General features: G+C 36.4%; 19 protein-coding genes. 15 read left to right on the top strand and 4 right to left on the bottom strand.

Going from position 1 to position 16,802, the window contains the following annotated elements; translation table 11 throughout:
- Positions 1–54 precede the first annotated feature (54 nt).
- On the top strand, positions 55–468 hold the full coding sequence (gene mntR, locus G8O30_RS06510; protein ID WP_239674165.1) for a transcriptional regulator MntR: 414 nt from the start codon (positions 55–57) through the stop codon (positions 466–468).
- 312 nt (positions 469–780) lie between these two features.
- Here mntR and G8O30_RS06505 read toward each other — a convergent pair whose 3' ends face one another.
- Genes G8O30_RS06505 through G8O30_RS06495 form a run of 3 tightly spaced genes read right to left on the bottom strand, consistent with a single transcriptional unit; the run spans position 781 to position 3,147 of the window.
- On the bottom strand, positions 781–957 hold the full coding sequence (locus G8O30_RS06505) for a hypothetical protein (RefSeq protein WP_239674164.1): 177 nt from the start codon (positions 955–957) through the stop codon (positions 781–783).
- Between the two features lie 52 nt (positions 958–1,009).
- Positions 1,010–2,005 carry a metal-dependent hydrolase gene (locus tag G8O30_RS06500; RefSeq protein WP_239674163.1) on the bottom strand — a complete coding sequence of 332 codons (996 nt, stop codon included), beginning with the start codon at positions 2,003–2,005 and terminating at the stop codon, positions 1,010–1,012.
- Positions 2,005–3,147: an MGDG synthase family glycosyltransferase gene (locus tag G8O30_RS06495; protein ID WP_239674162.1), complete on the bottom strand. Its 1,143-nt coding sequence runs from the start codon at positions 3,145–3,147 to the stop codon at positions 2,005–2,007. Before G8O30_RS06495 ends, G8O30_RS06500 begins: the two co-directional genes overlap by 1 nt.
- Before the next feature lie 150 nt (positions 3,148–3,297).
- On the opposite strand from G8O30_RS06495, the gene G8O30_RS06490 reads away from it, so the two are divergent.
- The 7 genes from G8O30_RS06490 (at position 3,298) to G8O30_RS06460 (ending at position 11,018) form a co-directional block, all read left to right on the top strand.
- A complete protein-coding gene (locus tag G8O30_RS06490; RefSeq protein WP_239674161.1) occupies positions 3,298–4,974 on the top strand; it encodes a formate--tetrahydrofolate ligase in 1,677 nt (558 codons plus the stop codon).
- Positions 4,974–5,624 carry an HD domain-containing protein gene (locus G8O30_RS06485; protein ID WP_239674160.1) on the top strand — a complete coding sequence of 217 codons (651 nt, stop codon included), beginning with the start codon at positions 4,974–4,976 and terminating at the stop codon, positions 5,622–5,624. The genes G8O30_RS06490 and G8O30_RS06485 overlap by 1 nt, the downstream gene beginning before the upstream one ends.
- Complete coding sequence (locus G8O30_RS06480) at positions 5,621–7,513, top strand: ABC-F family ATP-binding cassette domain-containing protein (protein WP_239674159.1); 1,893 nt, start codon at positions 5,621–5,623, stop codon at positions 7,511–7,513. The genes G8O30_RS06485 and G8O30_RS06480 overlap by 4 nt, the downstream gene beginning before the upstream one ends.
- A 17-nt stretch (positions 7,514–7,530) precedes the next feature.
- Positions 7,531–8,667, top strand: coding sequence for a conserved virulence factor C family protein (locus G8O30_RS06475; RefSeq protein WP_239674158.1), 1,137 nt, complete (start codon positions 7,531–7,533; stop codon positions 8,665–8,667).
- Positions 8,667–9,104 (top strand): BrxA/BrxB family bacilliredoxin, encoded by a 438-nt coding sequence (locus tag G8O30_RS06470; RefSeq protein WP_239674510.1) that lies wholly within the window; start codon positions 8,667–8,669, stop codon positions 9,102–9,104. The genes G8O30_RS06475 and G8O30_RS06470 overlap by 1 nt, the downstream gene beginning before the upstream one ends.
- The gene (locus tag G8O30_RS06465) at positions 9,088–9,888 is read left to right on the top strand and encodes a class I SAM-dependent methyltransferase (RefSeq protein WP_239674157.1); all 801 of its coding nucleotides are present in this window, start codon (positions 9,088–9,090) and stop codon (positions 9,886–9,888) included. The genes G8O30_RS06470 and G8O30_RS06465 overlap by 17 nt, the downstream gene beginning before the upstream one ends.
- Before the next feature lie 527 nt (positions 9,889–10,415).
- Positions 10,416–11,018 carry a YpjP family protein gene (locus G8O30_RS06460; RefSeq protein WP_239674156.1) on the top strand — a complete coding sequence of 201 codons (603 nt, stop codon included), beginning with the start codon at positions 10,416–10,418 and terminating at the stop codon, positions 11,016–11,018.
- 104 nt (positions 11,019–11,122) lie between these two features.
- On the opposite strand, the gene G8O30_RS06455 is transcribed toward G8O30_RS06460, so the two are convergent.
- A complete protein-coding gene (locus G8O30_RS06455; protein ID WP_239674155.1) occupies positions 11,123–11,365 on the bottom strand; it encodes a hypothetical protein in 243 nt (80 codons plus the stop codon).
- Between the two features lie 90 nt (positions 11,366–11,455).
- On the opposite strand from G8O30_RS06455, the gene G8O30_RS06450 reads away from it, so the two are divergent.
- From G8O30_RS06450 to G8O30_RS06420, 7 genes are all read left to right on the top strand, one after another.
- Entirely contained in the window at positions 11,456–12,157 is a 702-nt protein-coding gene (locus tag G8O30_RS06450; RefSeq protein WP_239674154.1) for an anthrax toxin lethal factor-related metalloendopeptidase, read from the top strand.
- Position 12,158: 1 nt separating this feature from the next.
- Positions 12,159–13,103 (top strand): thymidylate synthase, encoded by a 945-nt coding sequence (locus tag G8O30_RS06445; RefSeq protein ID WP_239674153.1) that lies wholly within the window; start codon positions 12,159–12,161, stop codon positions 13,101–13,103.
- Between the two features lie 10 nt (positions 13,104–13,113).
- Complete coding sequence (locus G8O30_RS06440) at positions 13,114–13,605, top strand: dihydrofolate reductase (protein ID WP_239674152.1); 492 nt, start codon at positions 13,114–13,116, stop codon at positions 13,603–13,605.
- A gap of 10 nt (positions 13,606–13,615) precedes the next feature.
- On the top strand, positions 13,616–14,353 hold the full coding sequence (locus G8O30_RS06435) for a lysophospholipid acyltransferase family protein (protein ID WP_239674151.1): 738 nt from the start codon (positions 13,616–13,618) through the stop codon (positions 14,351–14,353).
- A gap of 85 nt (positions 14,354–14,438) precedes the next feature.
- The gene (locus G8O30_RS06430) at positions 14,439–14,687 is read left to right on the top strand and encodes a DUF2535 family protein (protein ID WP_239674150.1); all 249 of its coding nucleotides are present in this window, start codon (positions 14,439–14,441) and stop codon (positions 14,685–14,687) included.
- Between the two features lie 83 nt (positions 14,688–14,770).
- Complete coding sequence (locus G8O30_RS06425; protein WP_239674149.1) at positions 14,771–15,616, top strand: DegV family protein; 846 nt, start codon at positions 14,771–14,773, stop codon at positions 15,614–15,616.
- Between the two features lie 186 nt (positions 15,617–15,802).
- Positions 15,803–16,756, top strand: coding sequence for a nucleoside hydrolase (locus G8O30_RS06420; RefSeq protein ID WP_239674148.1), 954 nt, complete (start codon positions 15,803–15,805; stop codon positions 16,754–16,756).
- The last annotated feature ends 46 nt before the right edge of the window (positions 16,757–16,802 follow it).

Here is a 16,802-nt window from a genome sequence, read left to right as displayed (position 1 = left end):
CCTCATAATCAATATAGTAAACTTTTAACGATAAGGTTATGGGGAGGCCAACAAATGCCGACACCGAGTATGGAAGATTATATAGAACAAATTTATTTATTAATTGAAAATAAAGGATATGCAAGAGTATCGGATATTGCAGAAGCATTGTCTGTACATCCTTCTTCTGTTACTAAAATGGTTCAAAAACTAGATAAAGATGGCTATTTAATTTATGAGAGATATCGCGGCTTAATTTTAACTGCGAAAGGAAATAAATTAGGTAAAAGATTGGTTTTTCGTCATGATTTATTAGAACAGTTCTTACATTTGATTGGCGTGAAAAAAGAGCTAATATATGAAGATGTTGAAGGAATAGAGCATCATCTTAGCTGGGATGCTATAGATCGCATAGGAGATTTAGTTCAGTATTTCGAATCAGATGAAAATAGAGTAAAAGAATTGCGTAATATCCAAGAAGATAATTAACCATTGCTTTATAATAGAAAAAGAGCCATGGAAAAACAAAGAAGGTACATTCAAAAAATGAATGTACCTTCTTTGTTTTAAAATACTGCAGAATTTGTGCTTTTACAGAATAAATATTTGGGATTGGAGCGGAAGGGGGCGACTCCTACGGGAATGGTGGGTAGCTGAGACCCCACAGGAGCGCGTAATTTAGCGACGAGGAGACTCAGCTGCCCGCCCGGTGGGAAGCGTCCCCCTGCAGCGGAAATCCCTATGCAGTCACTTTCGGTTTTGGTACAAGCCTCTTTTCTCGTGTACTTTAAAACAGGAAAATTAGTACTCCATTCTTTTCATATAGGATAATGCATCACTTTCTTCTAAACCACCTAAAGAACCTTCTTCGTGCTCTAGGATTGCCTTTTGATAAGAGATAATACGGCCATCAGTCGTATATACATTGGTAATAAAACCATTTGGGTGAAACTCTACTTTAGAAACATAGTCTTTCATAAGCTCTACCTCCTATAAAGGTAGTATGGATGGAACGCTTTTTCCTATTCTTTTAAATGTGTACATTTTCCTTTTTTAATTGTCTTACTTTTCTCTTTACCTGAGAAGGAGTGTGGAACCACCCCGAATAGCTTGATACTTGATCATTCTGCTTATGAAAAATAGAAATGGCCATAAAAGGGAAAAATGTTTTTTTTCTAAATCGTAAATCTATCCACCTTATCTCTACTCCATTTTTACGTTCAATTGTTAATGGAATAGCAAAAGGTGAACTAAATAGAAAGGATGATACAATTTCTTCTTCTTTTGAACGGTTGATGATGTTTTCAGAAATGGATTGTTTCATAATAGTCTGTTCAATTTTTACCTGATTGTTAAAAAAAGATCCTAGAAGATAAGATTCTTCTGTTTCTATAATGAATTGCCAACTAATTAAGCTCATAGATGGGATTAATTTAATTCTTTCTGCGTTTGGATAATGATTCGATAAGTGATGCCTTATATCGTTTGTTACTAAAAATCTACCAAAAATGTAGAGTAGTAATACCACATAAATCCATAGAAAAGTGACGCCAGCGGATGTGCCTACTACAAACACGAGTAGAATTCCAATTATATGAGAGAAAAATATAATGGAGTCAAACAGGGGGATGACATCATAAGCTATCCACTTGTCTGTAAAAGGACGCAAAACTTGTGTCCCATGGATGTTACATAAATCACTGGCTACATGGATGAGCACGGCAAAGAAAGACCATAAGGCTAAATGTATGGAAAGTTGGACATCAAAAACGAATAGAGAAAGCAATCCTAAAATGATAGCGTAAACAGGTAACATAAAAATAGAATGCGATAAACCTCGATGATGTTTATAGTAAAAGGCATTTCCTCTCATTTTGCATATATAATCTAAATCGGGAGCATTCGAACCAAAAATGCAAGCACCTATAGCGGCTATTTTGGCTGTACTGGAAGTAGCAAGTACAGGGTCTAATTGGGCAAGTAATCCAATCCCAATCCCTGTGATCATATGTGTACTCGTGTCCACTATAAAACCCTCCTTGCTTGAATGGTCCTGTCTTGCCTAGCAAGTTGTTTTATTTCTTCTTTTATTCTGTAAGCTGCATTTGGTTTTGCAATTTCCCCTAAAGATTCTTTCATTTTTATTCTAGCTATAGGATGATGTAAAAGATAAGTTGTATAATCTAAGATATCCTTGTTTGTCTGGGCGATAAATGCTGCTCCTTTTTGTACAAAATACATAGCATTTTCCTTTTCTTGACCAGGAGTTGGTTTGAAAAAGATAAGGGGAGTACGTTTAATTGCAGCTTCTGTAATGGTGACACCACCAGGTTTTGTAATGAAAATATCAGCAACCTCCAATAGTAGGTGCATTTCCTCCACATATCCAAAAATGTTTACATGAGAATTCTTGTAGCTGTGTTGAATGGTTTCTTGTAAGAATTTGTTTTTACCACAAACGACAATTAATTGAATAGTAGGTATCATAGCAAGTTCTCTTACAAGAGTAGGGATATCTTGGGCAACACCTAGCGCTCCTGCCACTAATAGTACGGTTTGTTTAGAAGAATCTAGATTGAAACGTCGATACACTTCTTCTTTACAGACAGGTTGTAGAAAAGCCTCTCTTACTGGAATACCGCTAATGGTTATTTTGTTTTTTTTAATACCAGACATAAGTAATTTATCTTCGACTTCTTTGCTAGCTACGAAATAACGACTTATGTTTTGATGTATCCAAAGTGGATGTAAACAGTAATCTGTAATAATAGTTGCCGTTTGAGTTTTACACCAAGGTTGTTTTGTTAGTGCATTTGGTGCATGAAGAGGAAAGGTAGTAAGTACTAAGTTTGGATTAATGGTTTGCATGAGTTCTTTCATTCTCTGTTTCCCTAAATGTTGGTACAAATAAGATAATCCTTTCTTTGATAATCGATCTGTACCATAATAAAACATTTTATAAATAGGGGCTCCTACCTTTGTGAAACTTTTTTGAAAGATTTGTTGGGTAATGATTGACATGGCTGGATAGGATTCTTCGTATAAATCACATTGATGAACAAGATGTCCATCCTTTTCTTTAAATGAATCATGTACGGTTTTTGCTACTTGTAAGTGGCCTGTTCCGTATTGAGCAGTTAATATAAGAATAGAAGGTGTTGATTTCATTTGGTCTTACCTCCTTTACGATGCTTTAATGTTACCAATTATATGTAAAGGGATTATTAACGGAATTCATCTATTTTTGTTAATTTTTAATGTATCAGCTAAATAAGGAAAAAAGAATGAAAATAATTTATCTATATTAGGAGGAGTAGTATGTCTAACGTACCAACAGATATTGAAATATCTCAAAAAGCAAAAATGATTCCTATACAAGACATCGCATCAAAAGTAGGTTTAAGTGCAGAGAACCTAGAGATGTATGGTAAATATAAAGCGAAACTTTCTTATGATTTGCTAAACTCACTGGAAGGTAAAAAAGAAGGGAAATTAATATTAGTAACCGCAATTAATCCCACCCCAGCAGGTGAAGGGAAATCAACCGTTACAGTCGGTTTAGGAGATGCATTCCAGAAAGTGGGCTACAAAACTATGATTGCATTAAGAGAGCCGTCACTAGGGCCAACGATGGGAATTAAAGGTGGGGCAACCGGTGGGGGTTACGCTCAAGTAGTCCCAATGGATGAAATAAATTTACATTTTACTGGTGATTTACATGCTATCACGACAGCAAATAACGCTCTTTCCGCTCTAATTGATAACCACATACATCAAGGGAACACATTATCCATCGATCCGAGGCGTGTACTTTGGAAGAGAGTAGTAGACTTAAATGATCGTGCTCTGAGAAATGTACTAGTAGGGTTGGGTGGACCTATTCAAGGTGTGCCGCGTGAAGATGGATTTGACATCACAGTAGCCTCTGAAATTATGGCGATTTTATGCCTTGCAAAAAACTTGAAAGATTTAAAACAGCGTATTTCTAACATTGTTATTGGCTATACATACGAACGAGAAGTGGTTAAAGTGAAAGATTTAGGGGTGGAAGGTGCATTAACGCTGTTATTAAAAGATGCCTTGAAACCAAACTTGGTTCAAACCCTTGAGGGAACACCAACATTAATTCATGGAGGCCCTTTTGCAAACATCGCACATGGATGTAACTCTGTTATTGCCACAAAAACCGCATTATCTCTTGCAGACGTCGTAGTAACGGAAGCTGGTTTTGGTGCAGACCTCGGAGCAGAGAAGTTTCTTAATATAAAAACGAGAATTACGGAGACCAATCCATCTGCAGTAGTTGTCGTGGCGACTATTCGAGCGTTAAAAATGCACGGTGGTGTAAAGAAGGACTCTTTAAAAGAAGAAAATATTGATGCCTTACAAACAGGGCTAATGAACTTAGCTAAGCATGTAGAAAACGTACAATCCTTCGGCATTGAACCAGTTGTAGCTTTAAATAAATTTATTTTCGATACACCAGAGGAAGTAAGCGTAGTCAAATCATGGTGCGAAAATAATGGAGTCCGATTTGCCTTAACAGAAGTATGGGAAAAAGGTGGCGCTGGAGGAGAAGAACTAGTAAAGCAAATCATTCCTCTATTAAAAAAGGACTGCTCATTTACACACACCTATGATGTAAGTGATTCCCTCCAAACAAAGATGGAAAAAATCGCAAAGAATATATATGGGGCAAAGGGTGTAGAGTTTACTTCAAAAGCAAAAAAACAGTTAGTAGAATGTGAACGACAAGGCTACGGTATCTTCCCTGTATGTATGGCAAAAACACCTGTTTCTTTATCGGATGATCCAACTAAAATTGGGAGACCAACAGACTTTGTGATTACTGTTAGAGAGTTACGACCAAAAGTCGGAGCTGGCTTCGTTGTTGCATTAACTGGTGATGTTATGACAATGCCAGGCTTACCTAAACAGCCTGCTGCTTTAAAGATGGATGTAGATGAAAATGGGAATGCTATGGGGTTATTCTAATGAACTTAATGAAAGATAGACTGTTAATGGACGTTCAAAAGATTGCATTTGAATCACTACGAGATGACACAACTGGACATGCAATGGATCATATGAACCGAGTAGTTCAAAACGCTTTGCTGATAATGAAAGGTATGAATGTGGATGAAGTAGTGGTGCTCGTATCTTGTTACGTTCACGATTGTATTGATGAAAAGTTGGTAGAAGATGTAGAAAAGGCAAGCAAACAACTAGAACGACAACTATACTCAATTGGTCTATCGAAGGAACAAGTCATGCAAGTCATGCATATCATCAGAAATCTCTCTTTTTCTAAAAGGGAGATTTCTGAACCTTTATCCGATGAGGGAAAGGTTGTACAAGATGCTGATAGGTTAGATGCCATTGGTGCTGTTGGGATTGCTAGAACTTTTCAATACAGTGGTAGCAAAGGAAATGTTCTCTATGATTCCACCATTCCATTACCAGTTGAAGATAGAGAAATTGGGCAGAATGCAAGACATTCAACACTACATCATTTTTATGATAAACTTTTACTAATAAAAGATAATATGAATACAAAAAACGGAAAGAAATTAGCTATGGAGCGTCACAAGACCTTGGAGCAATTTCTTTTACAATTTATGAAAGAATGGAACGGTGTAGGATGAATACGTATGTGATGGAAAATGCAACGAAAACAGTGGGTGAAAAGACACTGTTTACAAACGTATCTTTTCACATACAAGAAAAGGAACGCGTTGGGTTAATTGGAATTAATGGCACTGGTAAAACAAGCCTTTTAGCCATGATTGCAAGATTAGATGATGGAGACGGGTGTAATAGAATTCATGCAAATGATTACTCCATTGGCTATGTCATGCAGGATATGCCTTTTGATGAGCAAGAAACGGTGATTGAACATGTTTTTAAAGGTCAGTCTATTATCATGAAAACGATGAGAAACTATGAACTTGCGTTAGCAGAGCTCCAAGAAGATCCTGAAAGTGTAGAAAAACAGGAAAAGCTTTTCCGCTATCAGAAAGAAATGGATACGTATAATGCTTGGGATGCGAATGCAAATGCAAAAGTTATCTTATCGAAGTTAGGAATTAGTCAAATTCATCAAAAAATGAGTGAATTATCAGGGGGACAACAAAAGCGTGTCTCATTAGCGCAGGTCTTAGTAGAGACTCCTGATCTGTTAATCTTAGATGAGCCAACTAACCATTTGGACACAGAATCTGTTCAATGGCTTACACATTTTTTAAACAATTATCCTAATGCAGTATTGCTAGTAAGTCATGATCGCTACTTTTTAGATTCTGTTACAACAAGAATGATTGAATTGTCTAATAAACAACTTTACAGTTATCAAGGCAACTACCAACAATTTATTCAGGCGAAAGCAGAGCGGGAAGCGAATGAAGCGGCAACTTCAGCTAAAAGGAAAAATTTATACCGCAATGAGCTCGCTTGGATGAGAAGGGGAGCGAAGGCTAGAACGACAAAACAAAAAGCTAGAATCCAACGTTTTGAAAACCTTGAAGACTCCTTAAGTAAGGATAACGGCAAGCAACAAGTAGATATGAACGTTCAGGGAGCTAGGTTAGGGAAACAAGTGGTTGAATTAAAGAACATCTCTAAGTCATTTCATAATAGAGAGTTTGTAAAAGATTTCTCCCTTTTAGTTAAACCTGGTGACCGAATTGGTATTGTAGGTGCAAATGGTGAAGGGAAATCTACGTTACTAAACATCATTGCTGGTACGTTAAGTATAGATACTGGGGAAAGAATAGTTGGACAAACGGTTAAATTTGCTTACTTTACACAAACGATGGAACCAGTTAACGGTGATCAAAGAATGATTGAATACGTGCGTGAGTCTGGAGAAGTGGTTCATACTTCAGAAGGCGAGGCCATTTCTGTAGCGCAAATGCTTGAAAGGTTTTTATTCCCTCTTCATACACACGGAACGCTAGTACGAAAGCTTTCAGGTGGAGAGAAAAGAAGACTTTATTTATTAAAGTTATTGATGCAAAAGCCGAATGTTTTATTGCTAGATGAGCCAACGAATGATTTAGATACAGAAACGTTGACTGTTTTAGAACAATATTTAGAAGAGTTCTCAGGAGTTGTCATTACTGTTTCACATGATCGTTACTTTTTAGATAAAGTGGTAGATCACTTACTCGTCTTCCGTGGTCACGGAGTAATTGAACATTACTTAGGGGAATATACCGAGTTTCTTGAAAGTGAAGCAGAAAGAGAAAAGAAGCAAAATCTTCAGAATGTAGAAAAGATTGCTCCAGTAAAACAAGAAAGAAAAACTACTACTACTAAACGCCTAAGTTATAAAGAACAAATTGAATGGGAAGCTCTAACACCTGAAATGGAAAAGTTAGAAGAACGCCTACTTGAAATAGATGAAGAATTACAAAGGGTTGGAAGTGATTTTGAAAAAGCTCAACAGTTATTTGATGAGCAACACCTGACGAATGAACGTCTAGAATCATTGATTGAAAGATGGTCGGAATTAGAAGAAAAACAAAATAATTAAAATGGAGGCGATTGAAAGTGAATATTACTGGAATTGAGCCAACACCCAGTCCAAATTCTATGAAGATAATTTTAGATACCTCTCTTCCTGCAGGGAAAAGCTTTAATTACTCAAAGGACAAGCTTGATGGTGCACCAGATTGGATTCATTCTCTCTTTTCTATTGAAGGTGTAAAAGGAATTTATCATGTTGCAGACTTCCTAGCCTTAGAACGACATCCGAAGATAGATTGGGAAACAATTCTTCCAAAAGTTAGACGAGTATTAGGAGAAGAGAACGAAGAAACAAGTGAAAAAGAGACTAAAATAGATGATCACTTCGGTGAAGTGCAAGTCTCAGTTCTTCAGTTTAAAGAAATTCCTTATCAAGTGAAAATATCTACTTCAGAAACAGAGAAAAGAGTCCAGCTTTCTGGTCGATTTTTAAAAGCCATGCAAGACGCTGAATTACCAGGAGATAACGTGGTTTTTCTACGTAAATGGAAAGAGTACGGTATTCGTTATGGAGAGGAAGAAGAAGTAGCTGCTCAAATTGCAGAAGAAATAGAAGCCTCCTATACCGAAGAAAGATTAAATGAATTAGTTTCTCAAGCAAAAAATGCAGGTACAAGACCTGTTAAACAAAGAATAGAAAAAATCACCTTAACAGAAGATATGTTAGAAAATCCTGACTGGCAAGAGAGATTTCGTCTTCTTGATGCAATGAAAGACCCTACCGAAGAGGATATTCCACTTCTACAAAAAGCATTAAAAGATGAGAAAGCTTCCATTAGAAGACTTGCTGTTGTATATATAGGGATGATAGAATCGCCAAAAGTTATTCCTTTGTTAGAAGAAGCTATGCTAGATAAAAACATGGCAGTTAGAAGAACTGCTGGAGATACATTTTCAGACTTAGGTTTTGTTGAAGGTATTCCAGCAATGATGAAAGCATTAAAAGACAAAAGCAAACTAGTTCGCTGGAGAGCTGCCATGTTCCTATATGAAGTAGGAGATGAAACAGCGTTAACAGCCCTAGAAGAAGCTAGTAAAGATGAGGAATTCGAAGTAGCATTACAAGCCAAAATGGCCGCTGCTAGAATTAAAGATGGAGAAGAAGCAAAAGGTTCTGTGTGGAAACAAATGACAGAAGCCAGAAAAGGAAAGGAAGAATAATAATGAATGCATATGAAGAATACATGAAACAATTGGTAGTTCCAATGCGACAAGAATTAACTACTGCAGGGTTTACGGAACTAACTACCGAAGAAGAAGTACAAAAATACATGGAAAGTACATCAGGTACTACATTGGTAATGGTTAATTCTGTCTGTGGATGTGCTGCAGGCTTAGCTAGACCAGCTGTAACACAAAGTATTGTTAGAGAAGAAAAAACACCTGCGAATTTAGTAACTGTTTTTGCTGGTCAAGATAAAGAGGCAACAGCAGCGATGCGTTCTTACTTTAATGGATATGAACCATCCTCTCCTTCTATTGCTTTGTTAAAAGGTCAAGAGGTAGTTCACTTTATTCCTCGTGAAGACATTGAAGATCATACGATGGAAGACATTATGAATAATTTAGGGAAAGCATATCGTGAATTTTGCTCCTAACCTTATTGTCACCACTGCGTATCGATCAACTAGAGAATTAGAAGAGGAAGCTGCGAGGATAGCAGCTTCTTTTCATGTTTTATTTGTAGAGAGAAAAAAGCAATCAATTCCTTCTTTACAAAAGAGATATTCCTGTGATGTATTCGTCGTTGGGAAAGAGAGAGAAGAGTGGTTTCCTCTTGGGCAACTGGAACCTATTTTCTTTCATCCTAATAGTGCAATGTTTAGGGCTAAACGAATCTTTAGGGGAGAGTCAGATCCTTTTCTAGAAGCATGTGCGTTAAGAGAGGGGATGAAAGTAATTGATGCCACACTTGGATTAGGCTCAGATGCTATCATTGCATCTCTTGTAACAGGATTGAAAGGAAAAGTAACTGGGATAGAGGCAAATCCAATATTGGCTCACATAGTGAAACAAGGGCTTGCTTCTTACCAGGAAGGTGCAGATGATTTTCTACATGCATGTAGGAGAATTGATGTACGGCAAGGAAATCACCTTGTATTCTTGAAAAGTCGACAAATGAACGATGTAGATATTGTGTATCTTGACCCAATGTTTGAAACAGAAATTACGGAATCGAACGGAATTAACCAGATTAGAGCGATAGCATATGGAGAAGATGTATTCGATGAGACCATAACGGAAGCATTGAGAGTAGCGTCGCATAGAGTGGTATTAAAAGACCACTATCAGTCCAGTCGTTTTACGAAATATCCGTTTCAAGTGATAAAAAGAAAAACCGCGTTATTTCATTTTGGGTATATTGATGTTCCTAAAAGATAAGGAATACAAAGAAAAAGATGCATTCTTTTTGAATGCATCTTTTTCTTACTTAAATTGTAAAATGTGATACATAATTGCAGAATTAATGCCCACCAATATAAATATTTTGGGATTGGAGCGGAAGGGGGCGACTCCTACGGGAAAGGTGGGTTACTGAGACCCCACAGGAGCGCGAACTATCGCGACGAGGAGGCTCAGCAACCCGCCCCGTGGAAAGCGTCCCCCTGCAGCGGAAATCCCTGTGCAGTCACTTTTGGATTTTGTCCGTTCCTCTTTAACATGTTTTATCAATCAACAATACACAAAGTTGTTACACCAGCTAATACTACCAACAAGAAAATCTCCACTAAAATCATATGTATGACCTCCTAATTATAGATACCTTAGTATATGCACACTCATGATTGATTAAACCTTTTCATCTAGGTAAGAAATATTACAATAGTATGAATGTTAACGCTTACTTATTAACAATTTACAAGCTTCATAGTATACTAATAGAAATGAGAGTAGAGGAGGATTGCGAGATGTTTCATTGGTTGAAAAAAGCCTTAGTTGTTTCTATATCTATCGCTACATTTGGTTTAGTCTCGCCATCTGCTTTACTAGAAGACTTGAATGCAGTTAATGCCAAAGATACGGAAAATACAAAGCCGGTCTCATTAGCTGAAGACTTAGACATTTCCATTGAAAACATAGAATCAATAGAAACAGACCTACATAATGACTTTGTTGCATTAGCTATGGAAAAAGCAGAACAGCAAGCCCATGTGAAATTTGGCGAAAAAATTAGCCCTGTTATTGCCAATGAATTTACAGATGTCATTTTACCACAGATACACCGCGCTATTGATGAAACAGCCAAAGAATTTACACCACAAGAAATAGCTCAATTAGTTATTACAGAAAAACCAGCTGGCGGTTTAGGAGAAAAATGGTTTCACATCTATAATGAAAAAACGAACGAGGATATTATCCGTTTCCACGTGAGAAGGGATCATCCACCTCAAGAAGGATACTATTTTAATTTCCATTATCATACAAGAAGCGACAACTTCCAAACACACCATGATTTAGGTGTTATTTATTGGGATACGCAAACACCTCCTAAATGGAGCACAATTGTTTAATAAATGGAAAAAAGTGCACTTTTCTAAAGAGTGCACCTTTTTTATTGTCTAAGTAAAGAAAAACACAGCATGATTGCATGGAATGTACTTACTTTTGTTTATTTTCAAACACGATGTCTCGATGCTCTCCTCTTTTTTAACAAAAACTTCACTAACATGAAAACCATATAAAAACTGCTGCAAATAAGATATAAGCTCAGTCCAAACAATAAAACTTGAAGCGAATTAGAGAATAAAGACTGGAACAGTAAAGAGAAAATGACACTAAATAACACAAAATCAATCCAAATTACTCTTTGTTCACTTACCCATTGAAAGAACAAAAGAAAGATATTTTTTTGTAACATCTCCAATCCTCCCTAATGATTTCCTCCTATATCGTATTCCGTATCTCTTCTATATGTTCTATAATAGTAAGAAGGACTGGAGTGATTTTTATGGATAAAAGATTACTAGTTTTATTACTTCTTGGGACATTTTTAATGTCAGGTCATGAAAGAACCAATCCAAAAGGTCTTATTTTACATGAGAGTATTTATTATCATGAGATGAACTTACGGTCAGACTGGCCACTCAAACAAATGATCTATGTACCAGTAGAGAAGGCTGATAGTGCTGATGTAAATCAAATGGTACAAACGATAGATAAAATACCAGCTAGAGTGTTAAGAGATGCCTATAATGCAGGACTTCGTATTCACTTTTTCCAAGGGAAGCTTACTCAGTTCCCTTCCACAACGCATTTAGAAAATCTGACTCCTCGAGGATATGAGAATACAGAAACTACTTGGGATGACGTACCTGGAATTGGCGGGGGGAAAGTAATATATGCTAAGGTAGGGCATAGTGACAAAGGAGAAGGACATGGCTCGGTAAATTTAGAATTACATGAATTTGCCCATTCACTGGATAATTACCTATTTACTTCTGCTTGGCATCATGTTACCCAATATGAGAGTTGGAAATCCGAAGCTAGTATTTTATTTCCTAATAAACGATATTTTATAGATTATCAATCTGAGTTTTTCGCAGAGTCTTTTGCTTATTTTTACCATTCAGAAGATAGGAGAATGAAGTTGAAAGAACATGCACCAAAAATGTATGACTACCTAACTACTATTGATAAAGGAGAATGGTAACATGAAAGTCTATCACGAATTATGTGAAAAGATCTTATCGGAAGGAACAAAAAAAGAGGACAGAACATGTGTCGGCACGATTAGTATATTCGGTCATCAAATGCGCTTTGATTTGTCGGAAGGGTTTCCTTTGTTGACCACCAAAAGAGTCCCTTTTAAGTTAATCGCTTCAGAACTTTTATGGTTTATAAAAGGAGATACAAATATTCGTTATCTATTAGAACATAACAACCATATCTGGGACGAGTGGGCATTTAAAAACTGGGTCGAAAGTGATGTGTACAGTGGGCCAGATATGACCAACTTTGGAATAAGAGCAGAAGAAGACTCTTCTTTTAAGCAACGCTACCTACAACAATTAGAGATTTTCCGGAACCATGTCTTACAAGATGATGTCTTTGCTGCCAAATTTGGAGATTTAGGGAACGTTTACGGGAAGCAATGGAGAGAATGGAAAACTAGTTCAGGAGAAACGGTCGATCAGTTAAAAGAACTTGTAGAAGCAATAAAGAATAATCCTGATTCTAGAAGATTAATTGTGTCTGCATGGAATCCTGAAGATATTCCTTCTATGGCTTTGCCGCCATGTCATACTATGTTTCAATTTTATGTTGCAGAAGGCAAATTGTCTTGTCATTTATATCAACGCAGTGGAGATGTCTTTTTAGGTATACCGTTTAATATTGCAAGTTACGCATTATTAACCCACATAATTGCAGAGATGACAGATTTAGAGGTTGGAGAATTTATTCATACCATTGGGGATGCACATATTTATGTAAACCATTTAGATCAAGTGAATCAGATGTTGAGCCGAGAAGAGAGACCTTTACCATCTTTACAAATTAGTGGGGAAATGAAGGGGTTTTCAGATTTAGAAGTAACTCAATTTCAATTAGAAGGTTATAATCCGCATCCAACGATAAAAGCGCCTGTGGCTGTTTAAGGGGGATAACATGTTATCTATTATTTATGCTTGTGATGAAAACAATACTATTGGTCTTGATGGAGATATGCCGTGGCATCTACCAAACGATTTAGCTTATTTTAAGCGAGTGACAGGTGGTCATCATGTCATTATGGGTAGAAAGACCTTTGATTCCATAGGTAAACCTCTTCCAAATAGAAAGAATACGATTATCACTAGGCAGCAGTGGGACAGAGACGAAGATGTCTCAGTTGTTCACGATATAACGGAAATAAAACAGTATGAAAAGATATCAGAAGAAGTTTTTATCATTGGTGGAGGGCAAATTTATGCGTATGCACTTCCCTTCGTACAGAAAATCTATCAAACCAAAATTCATGCATCCTTTGAAGGAGATACAACTTTTCCACTTGTTAATGAAGAGGAATGGGAAGTAGTATTTCAAGAGTTTCATCAAAGTGATGAGAAAAATAAGTATGATCATACATTTTATGTTTATGAACGGATGAAAAAGGAGTAAAGAAAGTATAATGTTAAGATTAATTTGGAGTTTTGTTTATTTAAGTATGTATTTAATTTTAAGTATTCCATCTTTACGTAAAGCCCAAAAAGTTAGTTTAAGTGAACGTTCAACGGTGGAAAAAGATCAAGAAATACATACAATCCCTAAAAAATGGGCTAGGTCGTTCTTACATACTACTGGAAGCAGTGTAAAAGTAATAAATAAAGCAGGATTACCGAATGGTCCTGTAGTATTAGTAAGTAATCATGAGGGTAATTTTGATATTCCTGTATTAATCGGCTATGTAGAAAAACCATTCGGATTAATGTCAAAAGTGGAAGTGAAAAAAGTTCCACTTATCCGTGATTGGATGGAAGTAATGTCATGCTTGTTTGTAGATCGAAAAAACCGTAGACAAGCCGTTGCTGCTCTTAAACAAGGTGTAAAACAGCTAAAAGATGGACATTCTTTATTAGTATTTCCAGAAGGTACTAGAAGTTTAGGAAAAGGTATCGGAGAGTTTAAATCAGGAAGTGTACGTATTGCTAAAGATGCAGAGGTGCCTATTGTGCCAATAGTAATAAGTGGTACAGCTGCTATTTTCGAACGTCAAAAACCTGCCATAAAACCATCTCAAGTTACCATTTCTATACTTCCAGAGATTACAAGAGATGAAGTCATCTCTCTTGACCAAAAAGAATTAAATAGCATCTTACATGAAAAAATGAAAGAAGAATGGGAAAGAATTTCTACTAGTGGCATATAGTATATATGGAGATTAATTGGTACTCTTTCATGACAATACCTGTATAATTAAGGTATAATAAAAGAAAAAGAGGATTGATATTTTGTTGACGAAGAGCGTGGAGTTTAAACGGTCAAACGGAGCTAAAGTCAAAGTCACAGACATTCCGATGTTACCAGAGCAACACTCAAAGTACTTTTTCGTTCAATTGCGTCTTCAATGTTTGTTTAAGAACCTCTATGAAGATAATCAAACCATATCTGAAGTATCTTTTCGCACGTATTTAAAACAACGTATTAAATGGAAAGATTATGTATTGATTTATGAAGAATCAATGTTAAAAAATAATGCCTAGTAAGCTAGAGATCGAATGGACGCTCTCTTCCTTTGTTCGAGAGCGTCTTACTTAATGAACATAAATATAAGGAAGTGATTTAGTTGACTACTATAAAAATAGTAACAGATTCTACAATTGACTTGGATATTGCAACTTTAGAAAGTTTAGGTGTTACCGTTGTTCCTCTTTCGTTGACCATTGATGGTGAGACATATAGAGATCGATTAGACATTACACCTCAAGACTTTTTAGTTAAAATGAAAGAAGCTAAAGAACTTCCAAAAACATCCCAACCACCTGTTGGAGAGTTCTTAGAAGTTTACGATCGCTTGGGTGCAGATGGGTCTGAAATCATCTCTATACATATGACTGGCGGTATGAGTGGAACGGTTAACTCCGCGGAAACGGCAGCAGGTATGACGGAATCAAATGTAACAGTTATTGATTCAAAGTATATTTCCCGAGCGTTAGGTTTCCAAGTATTAAAAGCTGTTGAGATGGTGAAAGCAGGAGAGAATAAAGAAGAAATATTGGCAGAAATTTCTAAAGTTAGAGAGAACACAAGGTTATTTGTCGTTGTGGATACGTTAGAAAACTTAGTAAAAGGTGGCCGTATTGGAAAAGGACAAGCTCTACTAGGGTCATTATTAAACATTAAACCGATTGCTGATTTATCTGGTGGTGTTTACAACCCTATTGGAAAAGTTCGCAGCTATTCTCAAGTAGTTAAAACTCTAATTAAAGAAATGAAATCCGATCTGGAGGGAAAGAAACTACTAGAAGTTGGCTTAGTTCATGCGGGAAATGATGAACTGGTAGAAGCTTTAGTGAAAAAAATTGAAGAAGATTTTCAGTTTAAGGTGGAGAATGTGGGTTACACCACACCAATAATCGCAACACATACAGGGCCAGGAACAATTGGATTTATGTATCGTTGGGAAAGCTAAATTCAAGAAAAGAGGTTGTTATGTACAGTTAATTCTGTATGATGACTACCTCTTTTTTACTTTCCATAGGTAATAGAATAGCAAGTATTTTGGTTATATATGTAAAATTATACAAATTAATAATTTGTATAATTCTCTCATGAAAGCTGCACCAGTCGTCATACCTTTAATATGGGGGTGTCTTGAATGGCAAAGGTGTTACTTTTTAGTGATTTTGGAGTAGACGATGTTATTACAGTATTATATGGCTATTACAGTGAAGAAGTAGAGATCGTGGCTATTGTAGCTGATTACGGTAATGTATCGAAAAGAACAGCTATCCGAAATGCGCAATTTTTATCCTCCATTTTAAAAGTAGAGTTACCGTTAATAGGTGGGGCTAGTCAACCAATGACTGCTATAGATCAAGAAGTATTTCCTGACATTCATGGTCCAGTGGGACTAGGACCATTTATACCAGCTGAAGATGGTAATGATTATGTTTTAGAGAATTTTTTTAAGGTGAAAGAAGTCATGGATGAATATGGCAAGGACTTAACGATTGTATCAGTAGGAAGACTCACTTCACTAGCTACGTCTTATTTATTATACGAAGAAACTATGAGAAATGTAGGGAGAATTATTATTATGGGTGGAGCCTTTAATGTCCCAGGCAATATTACACCCGTAGCGGAAGCGAATGTGTTCTCAGATCCTGTAGCTGCAAATATCATCTTTGAATTAAGTACCATTCCAATTGATATCATACCTTTAGATGTGACAATGAAAGCGCTTCTGAAACCTGAATTTGTAGAAGAACTTGATGATTATTATGTGAAGGTAGATGACCCTGTTGGACAATTAATCGCTCCGATGATTAATTATTACTATGAATTTTATAGTAAAAGTAACCCAGGTATTGAAGGTAGTCCTATTCATGACCTAGTTGCATTATGGGCAACCCAAAGAAATGCAAAAATAGAGTATACAAAGGTTCCTGTAAAAGTGAGTACCCAACGCGGTTGTTCTTTTGGAGCTACTTTTGGAGATTTTAGACAAACGCCAGATAAAGAATTTTGGCCCGTTCATCGAATCGCGACATCTATCGACGTAAATGCCTATCTTTCGCAGATTATGTCGGAATTTAAATCTAAATCTTAGCGGAAACTTAACCGAGATGCTATAATACAAACTTACGTACGAAAAT

This window comes from Mangrovibacillus cuniculi, from assembly GCF_015482585.1.
Taxonomy (GTDB): Bacteria; Bacillota; Bacilli; order Bacillales; family R1DC41; genus Mangrovibacillus; species Mangrovibacillus cuniculi.
The sequence above is the reverse complement of the archived record's forward strand: the minus strand, read 5'-3'. Positions and strand labels throughout refer to the sequence as shown.